At 63.5% G+C, this 17,034-nt stretch carries 16 protein-coding genes; 6 read left to right on the top strand and 10 right to left on the bottom strand.

Annotated elements, in window-relative coordinates:
* The first annotated feature begins 6 nt into the window (after positions 1–6).
* Positions 7–1,320, top strand: a complete 1,314-nt coding sequence (locus IFT44_RS14685) for a PQQ-dependent sugar dehydrogenase (protein WP_192057434.1) — start codon at positions 7–9, stop codon at positions 1,318–1,320.
* Positions 1,321–1,359: 39 nt separating this feature from the next.
* Here IFT44_RS14685 and IFT44_RS14680 read toward each other — a convergent pair whose 3' ends face one another.
* From IFT44_RS14680 to IFT44_RS14660, 5 genes are all read right to left on the bottom strand, one after another.
* Positions 1,360–1,905 (bottom strand): C40 family peptidase, encoded by a 546-nt coding sequence (locus IFT44_RS14680; RefSeq protein WP_122478911.1) that lies wholly within the window; start codon positions 1,903–1,905, stop codon positions 1,360–1,362.
* A gap of 108 nt (positions 1,906–2,013) precedes the next feature.
* Positions 2,014–2,649 (bottom strand): C40 family peptidase, encoded by a 636-nt coding sequence (locus IFT44_RS14675; protein WP_122478913.1) that lies wholly within the window; start codon positions 2,647–2,649, stop codon positions 2,014–2,016.
* Positions 2,650–2,962: 313 nt separating this feature from the next.
* A complete protein-coding gene (gene hda, locus IFT44_RS14670) occupies positions 2,963–3,667 on the bottom strand; it encodes a DnaA regulatory inactivator Hda (RefSeq protein WP_122478914.1) in 705 nt (234 codons plus the stop codon).
* A gap of 154 nt (positions 3,668–3,821) precedes the next feature.
* On the bottom strand, positions 3,822–4,895 hold the full coding sequence (locus IFT44_RS14665) for an AI-2E family transporter (RefSeq protein ID WP_122478916.1): 1,074 nt from the start codon (positions 4,893–4,895) through the stop codon (positions 3,822–3,824).
* Positions 4,896–4,976: 81 nt separating this feature from the next.
* Positions 4,977–6,020 (bottom strand): DUF2066 domain-containing protein, encoded by a 1,044-nt coding sequence (locus IFT44_RS14660; RefSeq protein WP_192176121.1) that lies wholly within the window; start codon positions 6,018–6,020, stop codon positions 4,977–4,979.
* A 245-nt stretch (positions 6,021–6,265) separates the two neighbouring features.
* On the opposite strand from IFT44_RS14660, the gene purM reads away from it, so the two are divergent.
* The 5 genes from purM to IFT44_RS14635 all read left to right on the top strand — a co-directional run bounded on the left by purM (position 6,266) and on the right by IFT44_RS14635 (position 10,796).
* Positions 6,266–7,324, top strand: a complete 1,059-nt coding sequence (gene purM, locus IFT44_RS14655; protein ID WP_192176120.1) for a phosphoribosylformylglycinamidine cyclo-ligase — start codon at positions 6,266–6,268, stop codon at positions 7,322–7,324.
* Positions 7,324–7,971 carry a phosphoribosylglycinamide formyltransferase gene (gene purN / locus IFT44_RS14650; RefSeq protein WP_122713029.1) on the top strand — a complete coding sequence of 216 codons (648 nt, stop codon included), beginning with the start codon at positions 7,324–7,326 and terminating at the stop codon, positions 7,969–7,971. The genes purM and purN overlap by 1 nt, the downstream gene beginning before the upstream one ends.
* A gap of 8 nt (positions 7,972–7,979) precedes the next feature.
* Positions 7,980–8,690: a DUF3108 domain-containing protein gene (locus IFT44_RS14645; protein ID WP_122478924.1), complete on the top strand. Its 711-nt coding sequence runs from the start codon at positions 7,980–7,982 to the stop codon at positions 8,688–8,690.
* 328 nt (positions 8,691–9,018) lie between these two features.
* Positions 9,019–10,371 carry a dicarboxylate/amino acid:cation symporter gene (locus IFT44_RS14640; RefSeq protein ID WP_122478926.1) on the top strand — a complete coding sequence of 451 codons (1,353 nt, stop codon included), beginning with the start codon at positions 9,019–9,021 and terminating at the stop codon, positions 10,369–10,371.
* Positions 10,372–10,613: 242 nt separating this feature from the next.
* Entirely contained in the window at positions 10,614–10,796 is a 183-nt protein-coding gene (locus tag IFT44_RS14635; protein ID WP_122478927.1) for a hypothetical protein, read from the top strand.
* A 54-nt stretch (positions 10,797–10,850) separates the two neighbouring features.
* Here IFT44_RS14635 and IFT44_RS14630 read toward each other — a convergent pair whose 3' ends face one another.
* The 5 genes from IFT44_RS14630 to cysM form a co-directional block, all read right to left on the bottom strand.
* Positions 10,851–11,393 carry a DUF2058 domain-containing protein gene (locus tag IFT44_RS14630; RefSeq protein ID WP_122797447.1) on the bottom strand — a complete coding sequence of 181 codons (543 nt, stop codon included), beginning with the start codon at positions 11,391–11,393 and terminating at the stop codon, positions 10,851–10,853.
* 26 nt (positions 11,394–11,419) lie between these two features.
* Complete coding sequence (gene mazG, locus IFT44_RS14625) at positions 11,420–12,253, bottom strand: nucleoside triphosphate pyrophosphohydrolase (RefSeq protein WP_122478930.1); 834 nt, start codon at positions 12,251–12,253, stop codon at positions 11,420–11,422.
* 37 nt (positions 12,254–12,290) lie between these two features.
* Entirely contained in the window at positions 12,291–14,534 is a 2,244-nt protein-coding gene (relA, locus tag IFT44_RS14620; RefSeq protein ID WP_122478932.1) for a GTP diphosphokinase, read from the bottom strand.
* Between the two features lie 76 nt (positions 14,535–14,610).
* On the bottom strand, positions 14,611–16,002 hold the full coding sequence (gene rlmD / locus IFT44_RS14615; RefSeq protein ID WP_192176119.1) for a 23S rRNA (uracil(1939)-C(5))-methyltransferase RlmD: 1,392 nt from the start codon (positions 16,000–16,002) through the stop codon (positions 14,611–14,613).
* Positions 16,002–16,904: a cysteine synthase CysM gene (gene cysM / locus IFT44_RS14610; RefSeq protein WP_192176180.1), complete on the bottom strand. Its 903-nt coding sequence runs from the start codon at positions 16,902–16,904 to the stop codon at positions 16,002–16,004. The genes rlmD and cysM overlap by 1 nt, the downstream gene beginning before the upstream one ends.
* Between the last annotated feature and the right edge of the window lie 130 nt (positions 16,905–17,034).

Below are 17,034 nucleotides of genomic sequence, written 5' to 3'. Positions count from 1 at the left end.
CCGACCATGCACAAGACCCGCCTCGCTACATTGATTCTGCTGGCTGCCGGCCTTGCCGCCTGTGGCGAAACATCGTCATTGCAGGTCAGCGACGGGACGGGCCCCTCGCCCAAGCTGCCCGAGCCCAACAAGACGCTGATCCCTACCGTCAACATCGCGCCGGCGGTGGGCTGGCCCGAAGGTGGCAAGCCAACGGCGGCGCCCGGCACCCAGGTGGCCGCATTCGCCGCAGACCTGGACCACCCGCGCTGGCTTTACGTGCTGCCCAACGGTGACGTGCTGGTGGCGGAAACCAACTCGCCGGCCAAGCCCGACGACAGCAAGGGCATTCGCGGCTTCGTCATGGAGAAGGTGATGAGCCGGGCGGGCGCTGGCGTGCCCAGCGCCAACCGGATTTCGCTGCTGCGCGACAAGGACGGTGATGGCGTGGCCGAAACCCGTACCGTCTTCATCGCCAACCTCAATTCGCCGTTCGGCATGACCCTGGTCGGCAACGATTTCTATGTGGCGGACACCGACAAGCTGCTGCGCTTCAAATACACCGATGGCGCCACCTCGATCAGCGGCGCGGGCAAGAAAGTCGTGGACCTGCCGGGCGGCACGCTCAACCACCACTGGACCAAGAACGTCATCGCCAGCCCAGATGGCAAGAAGCTGTACGTCACCGTTGGCTCCAACAGCAACGTGGGCGAGAACGGCATGGATCAGGAACAAGGCCGCGCAGCAATCTGGGAAGTGGATGCTGCCACGGGCCAGCACCGGATTTTCGCCTCCGGCCTGCGCAACCCCAACGGCATGGCCTGGGAACCCAAGACCGGCAAGTTGTGGACGGCGGTCAACGAGCGCGACGAGATCGGCAGCGACTTGGTGCCGGATTACATCACCTCGGTCAAGGATGGCGGTTTCTACGGCTGGCCCTATAGCTATTACGGGCAGCATGTAGACGTACGCGTCGAGCCGCAGAATCCCGAACTGGTGGCCAAGGCCATCGCGCCGGACTATGCAGTCGGGCCGCATACGGCATCGCTGGGCTTGAGTTTCGCCGACGGCAGCGGATTGCCTGCCCCCTTCACTACGGGCGCACTGATCGGCCAGCATGGATCGTGGAATCGCAAGCCGCACAGCGGCTATAAAGTGGTGTTCGTGCCGTTCGTGGACGGCAAGCCGAGCGGCCAGCCCATCGACCTGCTCAGTGGCTTCCTCAATGGCGACGAGAAAGCCATGGGCCGCCCGGTTGCGGTGCTGCCCGACCACAAGGGCGGTGTGCTGGTTGCCGACGATGTGGGCAACAAGATCTGGCGAGTCACTGCCGCCAAGTGATCGAGCCAGGCCGGGGCGAGATCACTCGCCCCGTTCGGGTCACGGATTGCGCGCCAGCTGGCCGGGTTGCAGCACCCGCTTGGCGTTGAGATAGGCTTTTTGCCAATAGGGCTTGTTCAGGTAATCGAGCTTGACCGTGCCGCCGCTCGACGGGGCATGCACGAAACGCCCCTCCCCTACGTAGATACCGGCGTGACTGACTTGCGAGCCACCGCTGGTGGCAAAGAACACCAGATCACCGGACTGCAGGTGCGACTGGTCGACATCCGGCGAGCGCATCACGATCATTTCCCGCGTCGAGCGCGGCAGGGCAATGCCGGCGGCATCGCGATAAACGAAGCTGATCAGGCCGCTGCAGTCGAACCCGGAGTCGGGCGTATTGCCTCCCCAGCGGTACGGCGTGCCCACCAATCCCAAGGCCCGGAACAAGACGTCGTCGGCGGCGCCGACCATGTCGTTGTTGGGATTCATGACGATCGGGTTGATGACCTTGGGCCTGACTACCTTGGCCGGAGGCGCACTGGCACAGCCGGCAAGTACGGCGGCCAATGCGATTGAAGCGAAAACGCGTGCCTGGGTAGACATGTACCGAACCATCCTGAGCCGACTGCCGTAATAGACTAGATTCATTACCCGAAAACACAAACGGCGCTGAGATTTTCACCTCACCGCCGCTTTGTTGCGCTGCATCCGTTATTTGCTGGAGATCATCGTGGTGGGCGCCATGGCCAGGGCCCGCTTGGCCTCGATGAAAGTCTTGCTCCAGTAGCTGTCGCCCAGGCTGTCTACGCGAACGCCACCGCTGCGGCGGCTGCTGGAGTGGATGAACTGGTCATCGCCCAGGTAGATGCCGGCATGGCTGACACGACCACGGCCGTTGGTGCTGAAGAACAGCAGGTCACCGGGCTTGAGCTTGTTGCGGGCAACCAGTGGGGCCTTGACGTTGATCATCTCGCGAGTCGAGCGCGGCAGGTTCATGCCCGCCTCTTCGCGGAACAGATAGCCGATGAAACCACTGCAATCGAAACCGGAAGCCTTGTCGGTGCCGCCGAAACGGTAGCGGGTACCGATCAGGGATTTGCCACGCTCAAGGATGCTGTCGGCCAGGATCGGCAAGCTGTAGCCCTTGCTGCCGTCGAACTGGGCCAGCTCGTCTTCGGTGGCGATTTCTTCTTCGAACAGCAGCGAGGCTTTCGAAGGGGATTGATGCGGCTGGACGGCGGTGACCGGGTCCAGGACCTGCTGCTGGGAGACCGGCGCTTGCGCCGCGCAACCGACCAGAAGGGTCAACAGTGCGATGGGCACGAGGGGTGCTAAGCGATTGAGCATGGGCACGACCGTGACGAGGAATAGTGAAAGAGAGGCGACTATACCTGTATCGCGATTATTTGCAAATTCAATCGAACGAAATGTGACTCAGGAGAATTACGGTGACATCTAACGCCCCATTTTGCAGCCCCGCTCGCACCCCGTTGCACGATAATGACGCCGAATCCCCGAATTCATTGGCCGAAAGATAATCGCAAAATGCCACCATCATGACTGGACGTCTATACAGATAAGCATGCTGCAGAGGCGGACTTAGAACCAATTGGAACACCGGTGAAACAGGTCATAGAGCGGCTGAATCGACCTGCCTTTTCTACCACCCCAGCGTTTCCTTGAGGAAAGGGATGGTCAGCTTGCGCTGCGCCTGCAGCGAGGCCTGATCGAGGCGCTCGAGCAGCTCGAACAGTGCACTCATGCTGCGCGTGCCACGGGTGAGAATGAAATGGCCGACCTCGTCGGTCAGGTGCAGGCCGCGACGCGATGCACGCAGTTGCAGGGCGCGCAGTTTGTCCTCGTCGGACAGCGGGCGCATCTGGAAGATCAGGGCGAGGGTCAGGCGCGACTTCAGGTCGGCAAGCTTCACCGGCAGTTCGCGGGGCGAGTGGGAAGCGGCGATCAGCAGCCGGCGGCCACTGTCGCGAAGGCGGTTGAACAGGTGGAACAGAGCTTCTTCCCACTCCGGCTTGCCGGCCACCACATGCAGGTCATCCAGGCACACCAGCTCGTACTGGGCCAGATCATCGAGGATGCCGACGCCACGATCGAGCAGTTCGGCCAGCGGCAGGTACACCGCCGGTTCGCCCAGTTGCTCGAAACGCAGGCAGGCTGCGTGCAGCAGATGAGTGCGCCCTACCCCGTGCTTGCCCCACAGGTAGATGAGGCTTTCGGTCCAACCGGCGTCGGCTTCGCACAGGCGCTCGACGTAGCCGAGTGCCGCGGCATTGGCGCCTGGATAGTAATTGATGAAGGTCGCGTCATCCCGCAGACGCACACCTAGGGGCAGCTGAATCGGTTTCATGCTGGCTGAACAGCCCTGGGATCGAGCTGCAACGGGCCTCAATGTGAAGTGTGCAAAGTCTATACCTGCCCGGGCAGCCGCACAATGCGCAACACTGCTTGGAAAATCAAAGGTTTACAGTTTGGCTGCAGCGAGCACGCAGGGCCCGCCGCGCTCACAGGTCTGGATCCTCGGAGCCGGCGTAGATGTTCGAGTCCTTGTACAGGTCGTGCATGTGCCGCACCAGGACCATGATCACTGCAGCCACCGGCAGCGCCAGCAGCACGCCGGTGAAACCGAACAGCTCGCCGCCGGCGAGAATGGCGAAGATCACCGCCACCGGGTGCAGACCTATGCGATCGCCCACCAGCAAAGGCGTGAGCACCATGCCCTCCAGCGCCTGGCCGATCATGAATACGGCGACGATGGCGATCATGTGGAACGGGTCCAGGCCGAACTGGAACAGGCCGGCGATGATCGCCGAACCGATGCCGATGACGAAGCCCATGTACGGCACGATGGCCGCAAGCCCGGCCACGACGCCGATCAACAGGCCCAACTGCAGGCCCACCAGCATCAATCCGGTGGCGTAGATGACACCCAGGGCCAGCATCACCAGCAGCTGGCCACGCACGAACGCGCCCAGCACCTCGTGGCACTCACCCGCGAGGCGCACGATCTGCCCTTCCCGTTGCCGTGGCAGCAGACCGCGGATCTTCGCCATCATCAGGTCCCAGTCGCGCAACAGGTAGAAGGCGACTACGGGGATCAGCACGAAATTGGCCAGCCAGGCCATGAACGCGAGACCGGACGCCGTGGCCTGGGACAGGATCACCCCGACCACATCGGTGGTCTGTCCCATGTGGCTGCTGATAGCGGCCTTGATCTGGTCGAATTTCCAGAATCCTTCGGCCAGGCCCAGCCGGGTCTGCACCCATGGCAGCGCCGAATGCTGCAACCAGTCGAGCATCTGCGGGGCCATCTGGTACAGGCTGACCAACTGCTTGGCGAGCATGGGGATGAGCACCAGCAGCGCCAGCACCAACAGCAGCGTGAACAGGGCGAACACCACCACCACGCCCCAGGTGCGCGACAGCTTCCATTTCTCCAGTCGATCGACCAGCGGATCCGCCAGATAAGCCAGCAGGATACCTACCAGAAAAGGCGAGAGAATCGGATGCAGCAGGTAGAAAAACACGCAGAGCAGCAGCACTGCTCCCAGCCAGAACCAACGGCGCATATCAGTCATCGGACAGCCCAGCTATATATAGAAGAGACAAAACGGGAATTGGGTGCGACGCCAGCGCGGCGTCGCATTGGCGTCGCTGGGTTACCAGCGAAAGCTAAGGTCCGGCGCGGGCTGGGGCGCTGGCGCCGGCGCGCCGGGAGCCGCCTGGGCATCCACCGGCACCACGGGCGCCTGGTACGGCACCTCCTGCAGCTTGGCCAGGCCCAGTTGCGCGCGCAACTGCTCGGCACTGCCCGTCACGCGGTAGACGACCTTGTCGCCGTCCACCGTGCGCAGGCGCGCACCGTAGGATTCGAGCAGGCGACCCATCTGCGCGTAGCGCTCCAGGTTCATGCCTTCGACTGCCAGGGTCATTTCGCTGCTGGCGCCGGGCTTGGCCACGAAACGCGTGGCCAGGCGCTGACTCACGGCCAGCAGCACGGCATCGGCAAGGGCCGCCTGGTCGGCGCCCTCGGCCTTGCCCTGTTCGCGCTGGTTGCCCAGCCACAGGCGCCAGGTGCCCGACCATTTGCCTTCCTCCTCGCGCGCATGCACAGCCAGCAGGCCATCGGCACCGTAGCGCTCGGACGCGCCACGCAGCGCCGCCGGGTCGCTGGCTTCGAGGTTCTGTGCAGTCCCCACGCCCTGCTCGCCGAGGTCGGCCAGGGGCAGGCGCAATGGCAGACCGCGATGCTGAGCGGCGCGGCGCAGCGGCTCGGCGGCGGATTGGCCGTCACCGACCAGGCTGCTGCCCTCGACGCTGTCGCTCAACCACCAGCCCAGGATCGAAGGCCGATTGCTGCCCCAGGTCGGCAGACCCGCCGAGCGCAAGGCGGTGTCGGTGCTGGCCATGTCGAAATCGACCTGCAGTGACTCGGGCGGGCCTGCATCGTAGCCGTACTGGCTGATGATCTGCTGCGGATCCTTGCGCACGCTGGCCAGGCCTGGGCTGGCAAACGCCTTGGCGTCGCCGGTCAGGCGCAGCACCAGGGTTTCCAGCGCACGCTGGGTGGCCTGGGTACGCTCTTCGGGCGTCTGGCTGGCCACGGGCTCGCGCACCTGATACAGGTTGCTGATGGTCTCGGCGTGCAGCGGCACGCTCGACAGGGTGATGCAGGTGGCTAGCAGGTAGTGGCGCAGACGCATGGACGTTTCCCGACGGTAATAGCGGATTGAGGCTGTGACCGTACAATCGGCAAAAAGCTCAGTGGTCAAGCTCGGCGCCCAATGTAGCATGCCCGCGCGCGCCTTGGCTGCGGGCGGGCGCAAGCCGGCAATGGCACAACCGTCGAACCGCGCTGGTGACGTTCGGACAAGCCTGATAAAATCGCGCGCCTTCGTGGATCGACGACGGTCGACTCCCCCGACTCCCTCCTTTAAAGGCCTGGATCATGAGCAATAAACCCTCCGTGAGCTACAAGGACGCCGGTGTAGACATCGACGCCGGTGAAGCATTGGTCGAACGCATCAAAGGCGTCGCCAAGCGTACCGCGCGCCCCGAGGTCATGGGCGGCCTGGGCGGTTTTGGTGCCTTGTGCGAAATCCCGGCCGGCTACAAGCAGCCCGTGCTGGTGTCGGGCACCGACGGTGTGGGCACCAAGCTGCGCCTGGCACTGAACCTCAACCGCCATGAAAGCATCGGCATCGACCTGGTTGCCATGTGCGTCAACGACCTGGTGGTGTGTGGCGCCGAGCCGCTGTTCTTCCTCGACTACTACGCCACCGGCAAGCTCAACGTCGACACCGCCGCCACCGTGGTCACCGGCATCGGCGCCGGCTGCGAACTGGCCGGCTGCTCTCTGGTAGGCGGCGAGACGGCCGAGATGCCGGGCATGTATGAAGGCGAAGACTACGACCTGGCCGGCTTCTGCGTGGGTGTGGTCGAGAAGGCCGAGATCATCGACGGCAGCAAGGTCGCCAACGGCGACGCGTTGATCGCCCTGCCGTCTTCGGGCCCTCACTCCAACGGTTATTCGCTGGTGCGCAAGATCATCGAAGTCGCCGGTGCCGACATCGAGACCGTCGAGCTCGACGGCAAGCCGTTGACCGACCTGCTGATGGCACCCACGCGCATCTACGTCAAACCCCTGCTGCAACTGATCAAGGACACCGGAGCCGTCAAGGCCATGGCGCACATCACCGGCGGCGGGCTGCTCGACAATATCCCGCGGGTCCTGCCCAAGGGTGCCCAGGCCGTGGTCGACGTCGCCAGCTGGCAGCGTCCTGCGGTGTTCGACTGGCTGCAGCAGCAGGGCAACGTCGATGAGCACGAGATGCACCGGGTGCTGAACTGCGGCGTCGGCATGGTCATCTGCGTGGCCCAGGCCGATGTCGAGAAAACCCTGGCGTCCCTGCGCGCCGCCGGCGAGCAACCTTGGGTCATCGGTGGAATCGCCCAGGCCGCTGAAGGTGCCGCACAGGTCGAACTGAAGAACCTCAAGGCTCACTGATGCCTTCGACCTGTAACGTCGTGGTGCTGCTGTCGGGCACCGGCAGCAACCTGCAGGCCTTGCTCGACAGCCTGCAGGCAGGCAACCCCGCCCGCATCGCCGCGGTGGTTTCCAACCGGGCCGATGCCCTTGGCCTGCAGCGCGCACGCGATGCAGGCATCGAGGCACGCGTACTGGAGCATCAGGGGTTCGCCGACCGCGAAGCCTTCGATGCTGCCCTGATCGACCTCGTCGACCAGTACCAACCCCACCTGGTGGTCCTCGCCGGCTTCATGCGCATCCTCAGCCCGTCTTTCGTGCGTCACTACCAGGGCCGTCTGCTCAACATCCATCCCTCCCTGCTGCCGCGTCACAAGGGTCTGCATACCCACCGTCGCGCGCTCGAGGCCGGGGACCGGGAGCATGGCTGCAGCGTGCACTTCGTCACCGAGGAACTCGATGGCGGGCCACTGGTCGTACAGGCAGTGATTCCGGTACAGTCGACCGATACGCCAGACACCCTGGCGCAACGGGTGCATGCCCAGGAACACCAGATCTACCCGCTGGCAGTGCGCTGGTTCGCCGAAGGCCGTGTGCGCCTGGGCGAACAGGGTGCACTGCTCGATGGCCAGCCGTTACCGGCTTGTGGCCATTTGATTCGACTCTAGGAGTTTATATGCGTCGCGCCCTGCTCTTCGCCGTTGCCCTGCTGGCCCTTCCGCTTCACGCCGCAGAGCTCAAGCCCTTTTCCGCCAGCTACACGGCCGACTGGAAACAGCTGCCCATGAGCGGCACTGCCGAGCGCAGCCTGAGCAAAGGCGCCAACGGCGATTGGACGCTGGCATTCAAGGCCTCGATGATGATTGCCAGCCTGAGCGAAGTCAGCACCCTGCGTGTCGACAAGGAAGCCATGCTGCCCGAGACCTACAATTTCGAACGTGGCGGGCTGGGCAAGGCCCGCAAGGTCAACCTCGACTTCGACTGGGCGGCCAAGAAGGTCACCGGTACCGACCGTGGCGACCCGATCAACCTGCCCCTCAACACCGGTGTCCTGGACAAATCCACCTATCAGCTGGCTCTGCAGCACGACGTAGCCGCAGGCAAGAAGAGCATGAGCTACCAGGTGGTCGATGGCGACGAGATCGACACCTACGACTTCCGCGTGCTGGGTACCGAGAAGGTCGAGACCAAGGCAGGCCAGGTCGACGCGATCAAGGTCGAGCGCGTGCGCGATCCCACCCAAAGCAAGCGCATCACCGTGCTCTGGTTCGCCAAGGATTGGGACTACCTGCTGGTGCGCCTGCAGCAGGTCGAGACCGACGGCAAGGAGTACAACATCATGCTGCAGGACGGCACGGTGGACGGCAAATCGGTAAAAGGCAGCTGAGTGGCTGCCTTGCGGTAACGACAAGGGCCCTGCGGGGCCTTTTTTGTGGGCGGATATCCGCCACGGTTTCGGCGCAGGGAGGCGCACAGGGCGGATTCCCGCCACTTGTACAGCTATGTGACGACAACCATACGCCTGCCCAGGCCGCAGCCACCCGTGTTGTGCCATCAGTACGCAACTATGGCACGGCACCTGCAATACATTCCGCAGAGGTTTGCCACCGTGCAACTCGCCCACAACAAATCCCTCCAGACAGGAGGGTTCGTGCTTTAGGTGTCGCGAACACTCCGGAACGGGTGCCAGGCGATACACTTGAGGAACTCGCAAAATGACGACTCGTCAGCCGCTGTACAAATCGCTGTATTTCCAGGTGATCGTCGCGATCATCATCGGTATTCTGATCGGCCACTTCTACCCTCAGTTCGCGGTCAAGCTCAAGCCTTTCGGCGACGGCTTCATCAAGCTGATCAAGATGGTCATCGCCCCCATCATCTTCTGCACCGTGGTCAGCGGCATCGCCGGCATGCAGAGCATGAAGTCGGTCGGCAAGACCGGTGGCTACGCCCTGCTGTACTTCGAAGTCGTCTCGACCCTGGCGCTGATCATCGGCCTGGTCGTGGTCAACGTGGTCCAGCCCGGTGCCGGCATGCACGTCGACGTATCGACCCTGGACGCCAGCAAGATCGCCAGCTACGTTTCGGCAGGCGCTGACCAGAGCATCGTCGGCTTCATCCTCAACGTGATCCCAAACACCATCGTCGGCGCCTTCGCCAACGGCGATATCCTTCAGGTATTGATGTTCTCGGTGATCTTCGGTTTCGCCCTGCATCGCCTGGGTGCCTACGGCAAGCCGTTGCTGGACCTGATCGATCGCTTCGCCCACGCCATGTTCAACATCATCAACATGATCATGAAGCTGGCGCCGCTGGGTGCGTTCGGTGCCATGGCCTTCACCATCGGCGCCTACGGTGTAGGTTCGCTGGTGCAGCTGGGCCAGCTGATGATCTGCTTCTACGTCACCTGCGTACTGTTCGTGCTGCTGGTGCTGGGCGCCATCTGCCGCGCCCACGGCTTCAGCGTGGTCAAGGTGATCCGTTACATCCGTGAAGAACTGCTGATCGTTCTCGGCACTTCTTCCTCGGAATCGGCACTGCCTCGCATGCTGATCAAGATGGAACGCCTGGGTGCGAAGAAGTCGGTAGTAGGCCTGGTCATTCCGACTGGCTACTCGTTCAACCTGGACGGCACCTCGATCTACCTGACCATGGCCGCCGTGTTCATCGCCCAGGCGACCGACACCACCATGGACCTGACTCACCAGATCACCCTGCTGCTGGTACTGCTGCTGTCCTCCAAGGGCGCTGCCGGTGTCACCGGTTCGGGCTTCATCGTGCTGGCCGCTACTCTGTCGGCCGTTGGCCAACTGCCGGTCGCCGGCCTGGCACTGATCCTGGGTATCGACCGCTTCATGTCCGAAGCACGCGCACTGACCAACCTGGTCGGTAACGCGGTTGCCACGCTGGTGGTTGCCAAGTGGGTAGGCGAGCTGGACGAGAAAGTCCTGCAGACCGAGCTGGCTTCCGGTGGCCGCGCCATCGTCGACGGCCGTCCGGAAGACGACCTGGGCGTTGCCGAAGGCCGTGATGCCGACACCACGCCACAGAGCACTACCCTGCGCTGATCCCGTGCAGCGATAAAAAAAACCCATCTTCGGATGGGTTTTTTGTTGGATGAAATTTGTTTCACAGCACTGAACCCGCTGCGACAATCCGCCGCAGCGCCCGCCCCATGGGCGTTTGCCGATTACTGCTGTTTCGGTAAAAAACTGTTGCAGGATTCGTCTGTTTACTTAGCAAGCTACCCAACTCTATAACAAAGACCTGCACACGCCAGGTTGCAGATATTCGAGAAAGGAGCTTTCCCATGACTGTAAAAGTGACCGAACGCGACGAAGCCCATATGTCCCACGAAGGCGTGGCCGCAGGCATCCAGATCTGGGATGTCTATCAGCAGGACCTGTTGGTAGGGATGTTCCACAACGAGAACGATGCCCACAGCTACAAGAACGAACTGGAAACACTCGAAAGCCAACGCGCTTCGAATTGACCGTTCGCCGCGCAAGAAAAACCCCGCTCAGGCGGGGTTTGTCGTTTCAGGGCGTTACCACATCAGGTCGTCCGGAATCTTGTAGGCGGCGTATGGATCTTCTGCCGACTCGACTTCTTCGGTGGCCACATTGAGCATGACGATGCGCTGCGGCGCGCGCTCCTGGACCTTGAGCGCGGCCTCGCGCGGAATCACCTCATAGCCTCCGCCATGCTGCACGATCGCCAGCGAACCGTTGCTCAGCTTGCTGCGCATGAGGTTGTTGACCGACAGGCGCTTGACCTTCTTGTCGTCGACGAAGTTGTAGTAGTCCTCGGTGGTGAGCTTGGGCAGCCGGGTCGCCTCGATCAACTGCTTGACCTGCGCGGCGCGGGCCTTCTCCTCGACCTTGTCCTGCTGCTGGCGATTGAGCTCCTGGTCGCGGCGCGCCTTCTCGGCCATGGCTTGCTGGGCGATACGCTGCTGCGTGTCGTCCACCTCGACCTGGCCCTTGTTCTCCAGACGCTTCTGCTTCTGCTTGTCCTTGCTGACTTGCTTGACCTGCTTCTGGTTGACCAGTCCAGCTTTCAACAATTGGTCGCGGAGGGAAAGGCTCATGGTGTTCTGCTCACTTATAAAACGGCTCAGCCACAGCTGGGCAGATTCTGTTCCTGACGTTTGGCCTCGCCCCACAGGGCGTCCATGTCTTCCAGGGTGCAATCTTGGATGTTGGTATGGGTGTCGCGCAATGCCTGCTCGATGAAGCGGAATCGCCTGTCGAACTTGACGTTGGCACCGCGCAGGGCATTTTCCGGGTCGACCTTGAGGTGACGGGCCAGATTGACCACACTGAACAACAGGTCGCCGATTTCTTCGGCCACCGCTGGCGCATCGTCGGCGGCCATGGCCTCCAGTACCTCGTCGAGTTCTTCCCGGACCTTGTCGAGCACCGGCAGCGGTCCCGGCCAGTCAAAACCGACAACCGCGGCACGCTTCTGCAACTTGGCAGCACGCGACAACGCCGGCAGCGCTGCGGGCACGTCGTCGAGCAGCGACAGCTGCTCGCCCGCCCCACCCTTCTCGGCACGCTCCTGGGCTTTGATTTCTTCCCAGCGCTGCTTGACCTGTTGCTCGTCCAGCTGCGGCGTGTCCAGGGCCGCGTAGAGCTCGCCGGTGGGGAACACGTGGGGGTGGCGGCGAATCAGCTTGCGGGTGATGCCATCGACCACGCCATCGAACTCGAAACGGCCTTCCTCGCGCGCCAGCTGGCTGTAATAGACCACTTGGAACAGCAGGTCGCCAAGCTCGCCCTGGAGGTGCTCGAAGTCCTCGCGTTCGATGGCGTCGGCCACCTCATAGGCTTCTTCCAGGGTGAACGGCACGATGCTGGCGTAGGTTTGCTTCACATCCCACGGGCAACCGTGCTGCGGATCACGCAGCCGGGCCATGAGGTTGAGCAGGTCTTGCAGTGTGTACATGCTCGGGCTCTTTGCAAAGGTGTCGGGATCCGCCGGTTCACGGCGTCCGGTTACGGCGTGTCTCGATGATGTTCGGCAACTGCGAGATGCGTCCGAGCAGGCGTCCGAGGGCGTCGAGGCCGGGGATCTCGATGGTCAGCGACATCAAAGCAGTGTTGTCTTCCTTGTTCGAGCGGGTATTGACCGCCAACACGTTGATCCGCTCGTTGAGCAGGATCTGCGAAACGTCGCGCAGCAGGCCCGAACGGTCGTAGGCACGGATGATGATATCGACCGGATAGGTCAGCACCGGCACCGGGCCCCAGCTGACCTGAATGATCCGCTCCGGCTCGCGCCCGCCCAGTTGCAGCACCGATGCGCAGTCCTGGCGGTGGATGCTCACGCCGCGGCCCTGGGTGATGTAGCCGACGATGGCATCGCCCGGCAGCGGCTGGCAGCAGCCGGCCATCTGCGTCATCAGGTTGCCGACGCCCTGGATCTGGATATCGCCGCGCTTGCCAGGCTTGTAACCGGTGGCCTTGCGGGTGACCAGCTCCATCGGCTCGTTGCCGCGTTCGGGCTCGACCAGTTGCTGCGCCGAATTGACCAGATGCGCCAGGCGCAGGTCGCCCGCGCCGAGGGCGGCGAACATGTCCTCGGCGCCCTTGTGGTTGGCCTTTTCGGCCAGCTGGTCGAAGTCGACCTGAGGCAGGCCCAGGCGACTGAGCTCGCGCTCGAGCAGCGACTTGCCGGCGGCGACGTTCTGGTCGCGGGCCTGCAACTTGAACCAGTGGACGATCTTCGCCCGTGCGCGGGACGTGGTGACGTAGCCAAGGTTGGAGTTGAGCCAGTCACGGCTGGGCGTGCCGTGCTTGCTAGTGATGATCTCGACCTGCTCGCCGGTGTTCAGGCTGTAGTTGAGCGGGACGATGCGGCCGTTGATCTTGGCGCCGCGGCAGTTGTGACCGATCTCGGTGTGCACGCGGTAGGCGAAGTCCAGGGGCGTAGCGCCCTTGGGCAGGTCGATGGCATGACCGTCGGGGGTGAACACATAGACCCGGTCGGGCTCGATGTCGACCCGCAACTGGTCGGCGAGGCCACCGATGTCGCCCAGCTCCTCGTGCCATTCCAGCACCTGGCGCAGCCAGGAGATCTTTTCTTCGTATTGATTGGACCCGGACTTGACGTCGGTGCCCTTGTAGCGCCAGTGCGCGCAAACACCCAGCTCCGCCTCTTCGTGCATGGCGTGGGTGCGAATCTGCACTTCAAGCACCTTGCCCTCGGGGCCGATCACCGCAGTGTGCAGCGACCGATAGCCGTTCTCCTTGGGGTTGGCGATGTAGTCGTCGAACTCCTTGGGGATGTGCCGCCAGAGGGTGTGCACGATGCCCAGCGCGGTATAGCAATCGCGCATTTCCGGAACCAGCACGCGAACCGCGCGCACGTCGTAGATCTGGCTGAACTCCAGGCCCTTGCGCTGCATCTTGCGCCAGATGGAATAGATGTGTTTTGCCCGCCCGCTGATGTCGGCCTTGACCCCGGTGTCGAGCAGTTCGTTGTGCAGCTGGCTCATCACCTCGGTGATGAAACGCTCGCGATCCAGGCGGCGTTCGTGCAGCAGCTTGGCAATCTGTTTGTATTGGTCGGGCTCCAGGTAGCGGAACGACAGGTCCTCGAGTTCCCATTTGATGTGGCCGATGCCCAGTCGATGCGCCAGCGGTGCATAGATGTCGAACACCTCGCGGGCCACGCGGTTGCGCTTTTCGTCGTCGGCGCTCTTCACCGCGCGGATCGCGCAGGTACGCTCGGCCAACTTGATCAGCGCCACGCGGACATCGTCGACCATGGCCACGAGCATCTTGCGCAGGTTCTCGACCTGTACCTGCGAGCCCAGCACCATGGACTGGCGCGGGCTGAGGCTGGCGCTGATGGCCGCCATGCGCAGCACGCCGTCGATGAGCTTGGACACGGTGCTGCCGAAGCGCCGGCCGACCTCTTCCAGGCTCGCCTTGCCCTCGCGGACCGCGCGGTAGATGACCGCGGCCATGAGCGAATCCTGGTCGAGCTTGAGGTCGGCGAGAATCTCGGCGATCTCCAGCCCCGCCTGGAAACACGACGTGCCGTCGGCCCAGGAATGCTGGGCCGGGTTGCCGACCAGTTCGGCGGCCTGGGCGAACTCGCAGGCCTGCTTCAGGGCCTCGCGATCCAGCACCAGATCCACGCTGACGATATGATCCAGCCATGCATCGAGATTGATACTGCCGTCGGTGTTGATCGGCTGGCGTGCTCTCACCTGTACCATCTTGCTTACCTTTCCCTACAACACGCCGAAGCGCATCAACAGTCGCTGGCTATGACCAATGCTGGGCCGGCAATGGTCAGGCGTTTCGCGCGCCAGTCGGATTGGACGGGCCATCCTGGCCCGCTTCGAATAACGCCATGGCCTCGACATGCGCAGTTTGCGGAAACATGTCGAGGATCCCGGCTCGTTTTAGCCTGTAGCCTTGCCTCAACAATTCGACCGTATCGCGGGCCAAAGTTGCCGGGTTACAGGAGACATACACCAGACGTTGCGCACCCAGTGCGCGGATCGTGCGCACCACCTCGAAAGCACCGTCGCGAGGTGGATCCAAGAGTACCGCAGAAAAACCTTCACCCACCCACTCGGCGGCGTCCAGAGGCTGCGACAGGTCGCTCTGGTAAAAACCAGTGTTATGCAAATTGTTGCCAGCGGCATTGTCGGCAGCACGCTGCACCATGGCCGCCACGCCTTCGACCGCCACCACTTCGCGCGCGCGCTGGGCCAGGGGCAAGGCGAAGTTGCCGAGCCCGCAGAACAGATCCAGGACTCGCTCGTGGGGTTCGGGTGCCAGCCAGTCCAGCGCCTGGGCGATCATGGCATCGTTGACGGCCGCGTTGACCTGGACGAAGTCACCGGGTCGGTACGCCAGCTCGAGCCCCCAGGGGGCCAGGGCGAACCCCAGCGTTGCGCCTGCCACCAGCGGTGCCGGCTCGCCTTCGCCGTGCAGCCACAACTGCAGGCCCAGGTCTGTGCAGAAGGCCTGCAGCGCCGCCAGGTCAGTATCGGCCAGCGCGGCGGTGTGACGAAGCAGCAAGGCCAGTGCGGTACCCGCGTACAGCTCGACGTGGCCCAGCGACTGGGGTTTGACGAAGCTGCGCAGCAGCTGTGGCAACTGCTCGATGACCGGCTGCAACGCCGGCACCAGCACCTGGCACTGGCTGATGTCGACGATGTCCTGGCTGGCTGCAGCGCGAAAGCCCACGGCCAGATGACGCGTCTTGGGATCCCAGCGCACTGCCAGCCGGGCGCGTCGGCGATAGCCCAGCTCGGGCCCGCTCAACGGTGCTGCCCATTGCTCGGGCGTGACTCCGGCCACGCGCGACAACTGCTCGGCCAGCAGACCTTGCTTGAGCGCCAACTGCCGGTCGTGCGGCAGGTGCTGGAGGCTGCAGCCACCGCAGGTGCCGAAATGCGGACACGGCGCCGGGCGGCGCAGCTCGCTGGCCACGAGCACGCGCTCGCAGCGCGCTTCGACGATCTTGCCGTGGGCATTGAGCACCCGCGCCTCGACCTGCTCGCCGGTCAGGGCGCCACTGACGAACCACGTCCGGCCTTCGAAGAAGGCAATGCCGCGGCCGTCGTTGGCCAGGCGCTCGATCGACAGGCGCTGTTTCTTGCCGGTCGGTACCTGTGGCGCACGGGTGCCGCCTGTCGGCTGGAAGCGCAGGCCCGGTTTGGTTCTGGCCATCAGTTGGGCGCGTCGAAGATGCCGCTGGACAGGTAGCGGTCGCCGCGGTCGCAGATGATCGCGACGATGACCGCGTTGCTCACTTCGCGCGACAGGCGCAGCATGCCTGCCACCGCGCCGCCGGACGACACGCCGCAGAAGATGCCTTCTTCGCGCGCCAGCCTGCGGGTGGTGTCTTCGGCTTCGTGCTGGGCCATGTCGATGATCCGATCGACCCGATCGGCCTCGTAGATGCGCGGCAGGTATTCTTCCGGCCAGCGGCGGATGCCGGGAATGGCAGCCCCCTCCATGGGTTGCAGGCCAACGATCTGCACCGCGGGGTTCTGCTCCTTGAGAAAACGAGAGGTGCCCATGATGGTGCCGGTGGTGCCCATGGAACTGACGAAATGGGTAATGGTACCGGCCGTCTGCTGCCAGATCTCGGGGCCGGTGCTGCGATAGTGCGCCTCGGGGTTGTCGCCATTGGCGAACTGGTCGAGGACCTTGCCGCGCCCTTCGCGCTGCATGCGCTCGGCCAGGTCGCGCGCGCCTTCCATGCCCTGCTCGCGGGTGACCAGGATCAGCTCGGCGCCATAGGCGGTCATGGCCGCTTTGCGCTCGGCTGTCGAGTTGTCGGGCATGATCAGGATCATCTTGTAGCCCTTGATCGCCGCCGCCATGGCCAGGGCGATACCGGTATTGCCGGAGGTCGCTTCGATCAGGGTGTCGCCGGGCTGGATCTGCCCGCGGCTTTCGGCGCGGCTGATCATCGACAGCGCCGGGCGGTCCTTCACGGAACCGGCCGGGTTGTTGCCTTCCAGCTTGAGCAGCAAGGTGTTGCTGGTCTCGCCGGCCAGGCGCTGCAGGCGCACCAGCGGCGTGTTGCCGACGCAGTCGGCGATGGTTAGGTACTGCGGGGTCATGGCGTATTCGCAATCCAGACTGCGGGGGTGGCCTATCATACCGGCAAACGGCGCCTACCCATATCACGCAAAGTGCGCACCTTATAGCGCGAAAGCATAAGCAACCGGTGGGGGCACTTTTACACGCGCA

It is taken from the genome of Pseudomonas sp. CFBP 13710, from assembly GCF_014842235.1.
In the GTDB taxonomy this organism is placed as follows: Bacteria; Pseudomonadota; Gammaproteobacteria; order Pseudomonadales; family Pseudomonadaceae; genus Aquipseudomonas; species Aquipseudomonas baltica.
Note: the sequence above shows the minus strand (reverse complement) of the source record. Positions and strands in the feature narration are given on the sequence as shown.

Coding starts and splice junctions, on each gene's coding strand:
- IFT44_RS14685 (WP_192057434.1), top strand. CDS start 7: ATGCACAAGACCCGCCTCGCTACATTGATTCTGCTGGCTGCCGGCCTT.
- IFT44_RS14680 (WP_122478911.1), bottom strand. CDS start 1,905: ATGTCTACCCAGGCACGCGTTTTCGCTTCAATCGCATTGGCCGCCGTA.
- IFT44_RS14675 (WP_122478913.1), bottom strand. CDS start 2,649: ATGCTCAATCGCTTAGCACCCCTCGTGCCCATCGCACTGTTGACCCTT.
- hda (WP_122478914.1), bottom strand. CDS start 3,667: ATGAAACCGATTCAGCTGCCCCTAGGTGTGCGTCTGCGGGATGACGCG.
- IFT44_RS14665 (WP_122478916.1), bottom strand. CDS start 4,895: ATGACTGATATGCGCCGTTGGTTCTGGCTGGGAGCAGTGCTGCTGCTC.
- IFT44_RS14660 (WP_192176121.1), bottom strand. CDS start 6,020: ATGCGTCTGCGCCACTACCTGCTAGCCACCTGCATCACCCTGTCGAGC.
- purM (WP_192176120.1), top strand. CDS start 6,266: ATGAGCAATAAACCCTCCGTGAGCTACAAGGACGCCGGTGTAGACATC.
- purN (WP_122713029.1), top strand. CDS start 7,324: ATGCCTTCGACCTGTAACGTCGTGGTGCTGCTGTCGGGCACCGGCAGC.
- IFT44_RS14645 (WP_122478924.1), top strand. CDS start 7,980: ATGCGTCGCGCCCTGCTCTTCGCCGTTGCCCTGCTGGCCCTTCCGCTT.
- IFT44_RS14640 (WP_122478926.1), top strand. CDS start 9,019: ATGACGACTCGTCAGCCGCTGTACAAATCGCTGTATTTCCAGGTGATC.
- IFT44_RS14635 (WP_122478927.1), top strand. CDS start 10,614: ATGACTGTAAAAGTGACCGAACGCGACGAAGCCCATATGTCCCACGAA.
- IFT44_RS14630 (WP_122797447.1), bottom strand. CDS start 11,393: ATGAGCCTTTCCCTCCGCGACCAATTGTTGAAAGCTGGACTGGTCAAC.
- mazG (WP_122478930.1), bottom strand. CDS start 12,253: ATGTACACACTGCAAGACCTGCTCAACCTCATGGCCCGGCTGCGTGAT.
- relA (WP_122478932.1), bottom strand. CDS start 14,534: ATGGTACAGGTGAGAGCACGCCAGCCGATCAACACCGACGGCAGTATC.
- rlmD (WP_192176119.1), bottom strand. CDS start 16,002: ATGGCCAGAACCAAACCGGGCCTGCGCTTCCAGCCGACAGGCGGCACC.
- cysM (WP_192176180.1), bottom strand. CDS start 16,904: ATGACCCCGCAGTACCTAACCATCGCCGACTGCGTCGGCAACACGCCG.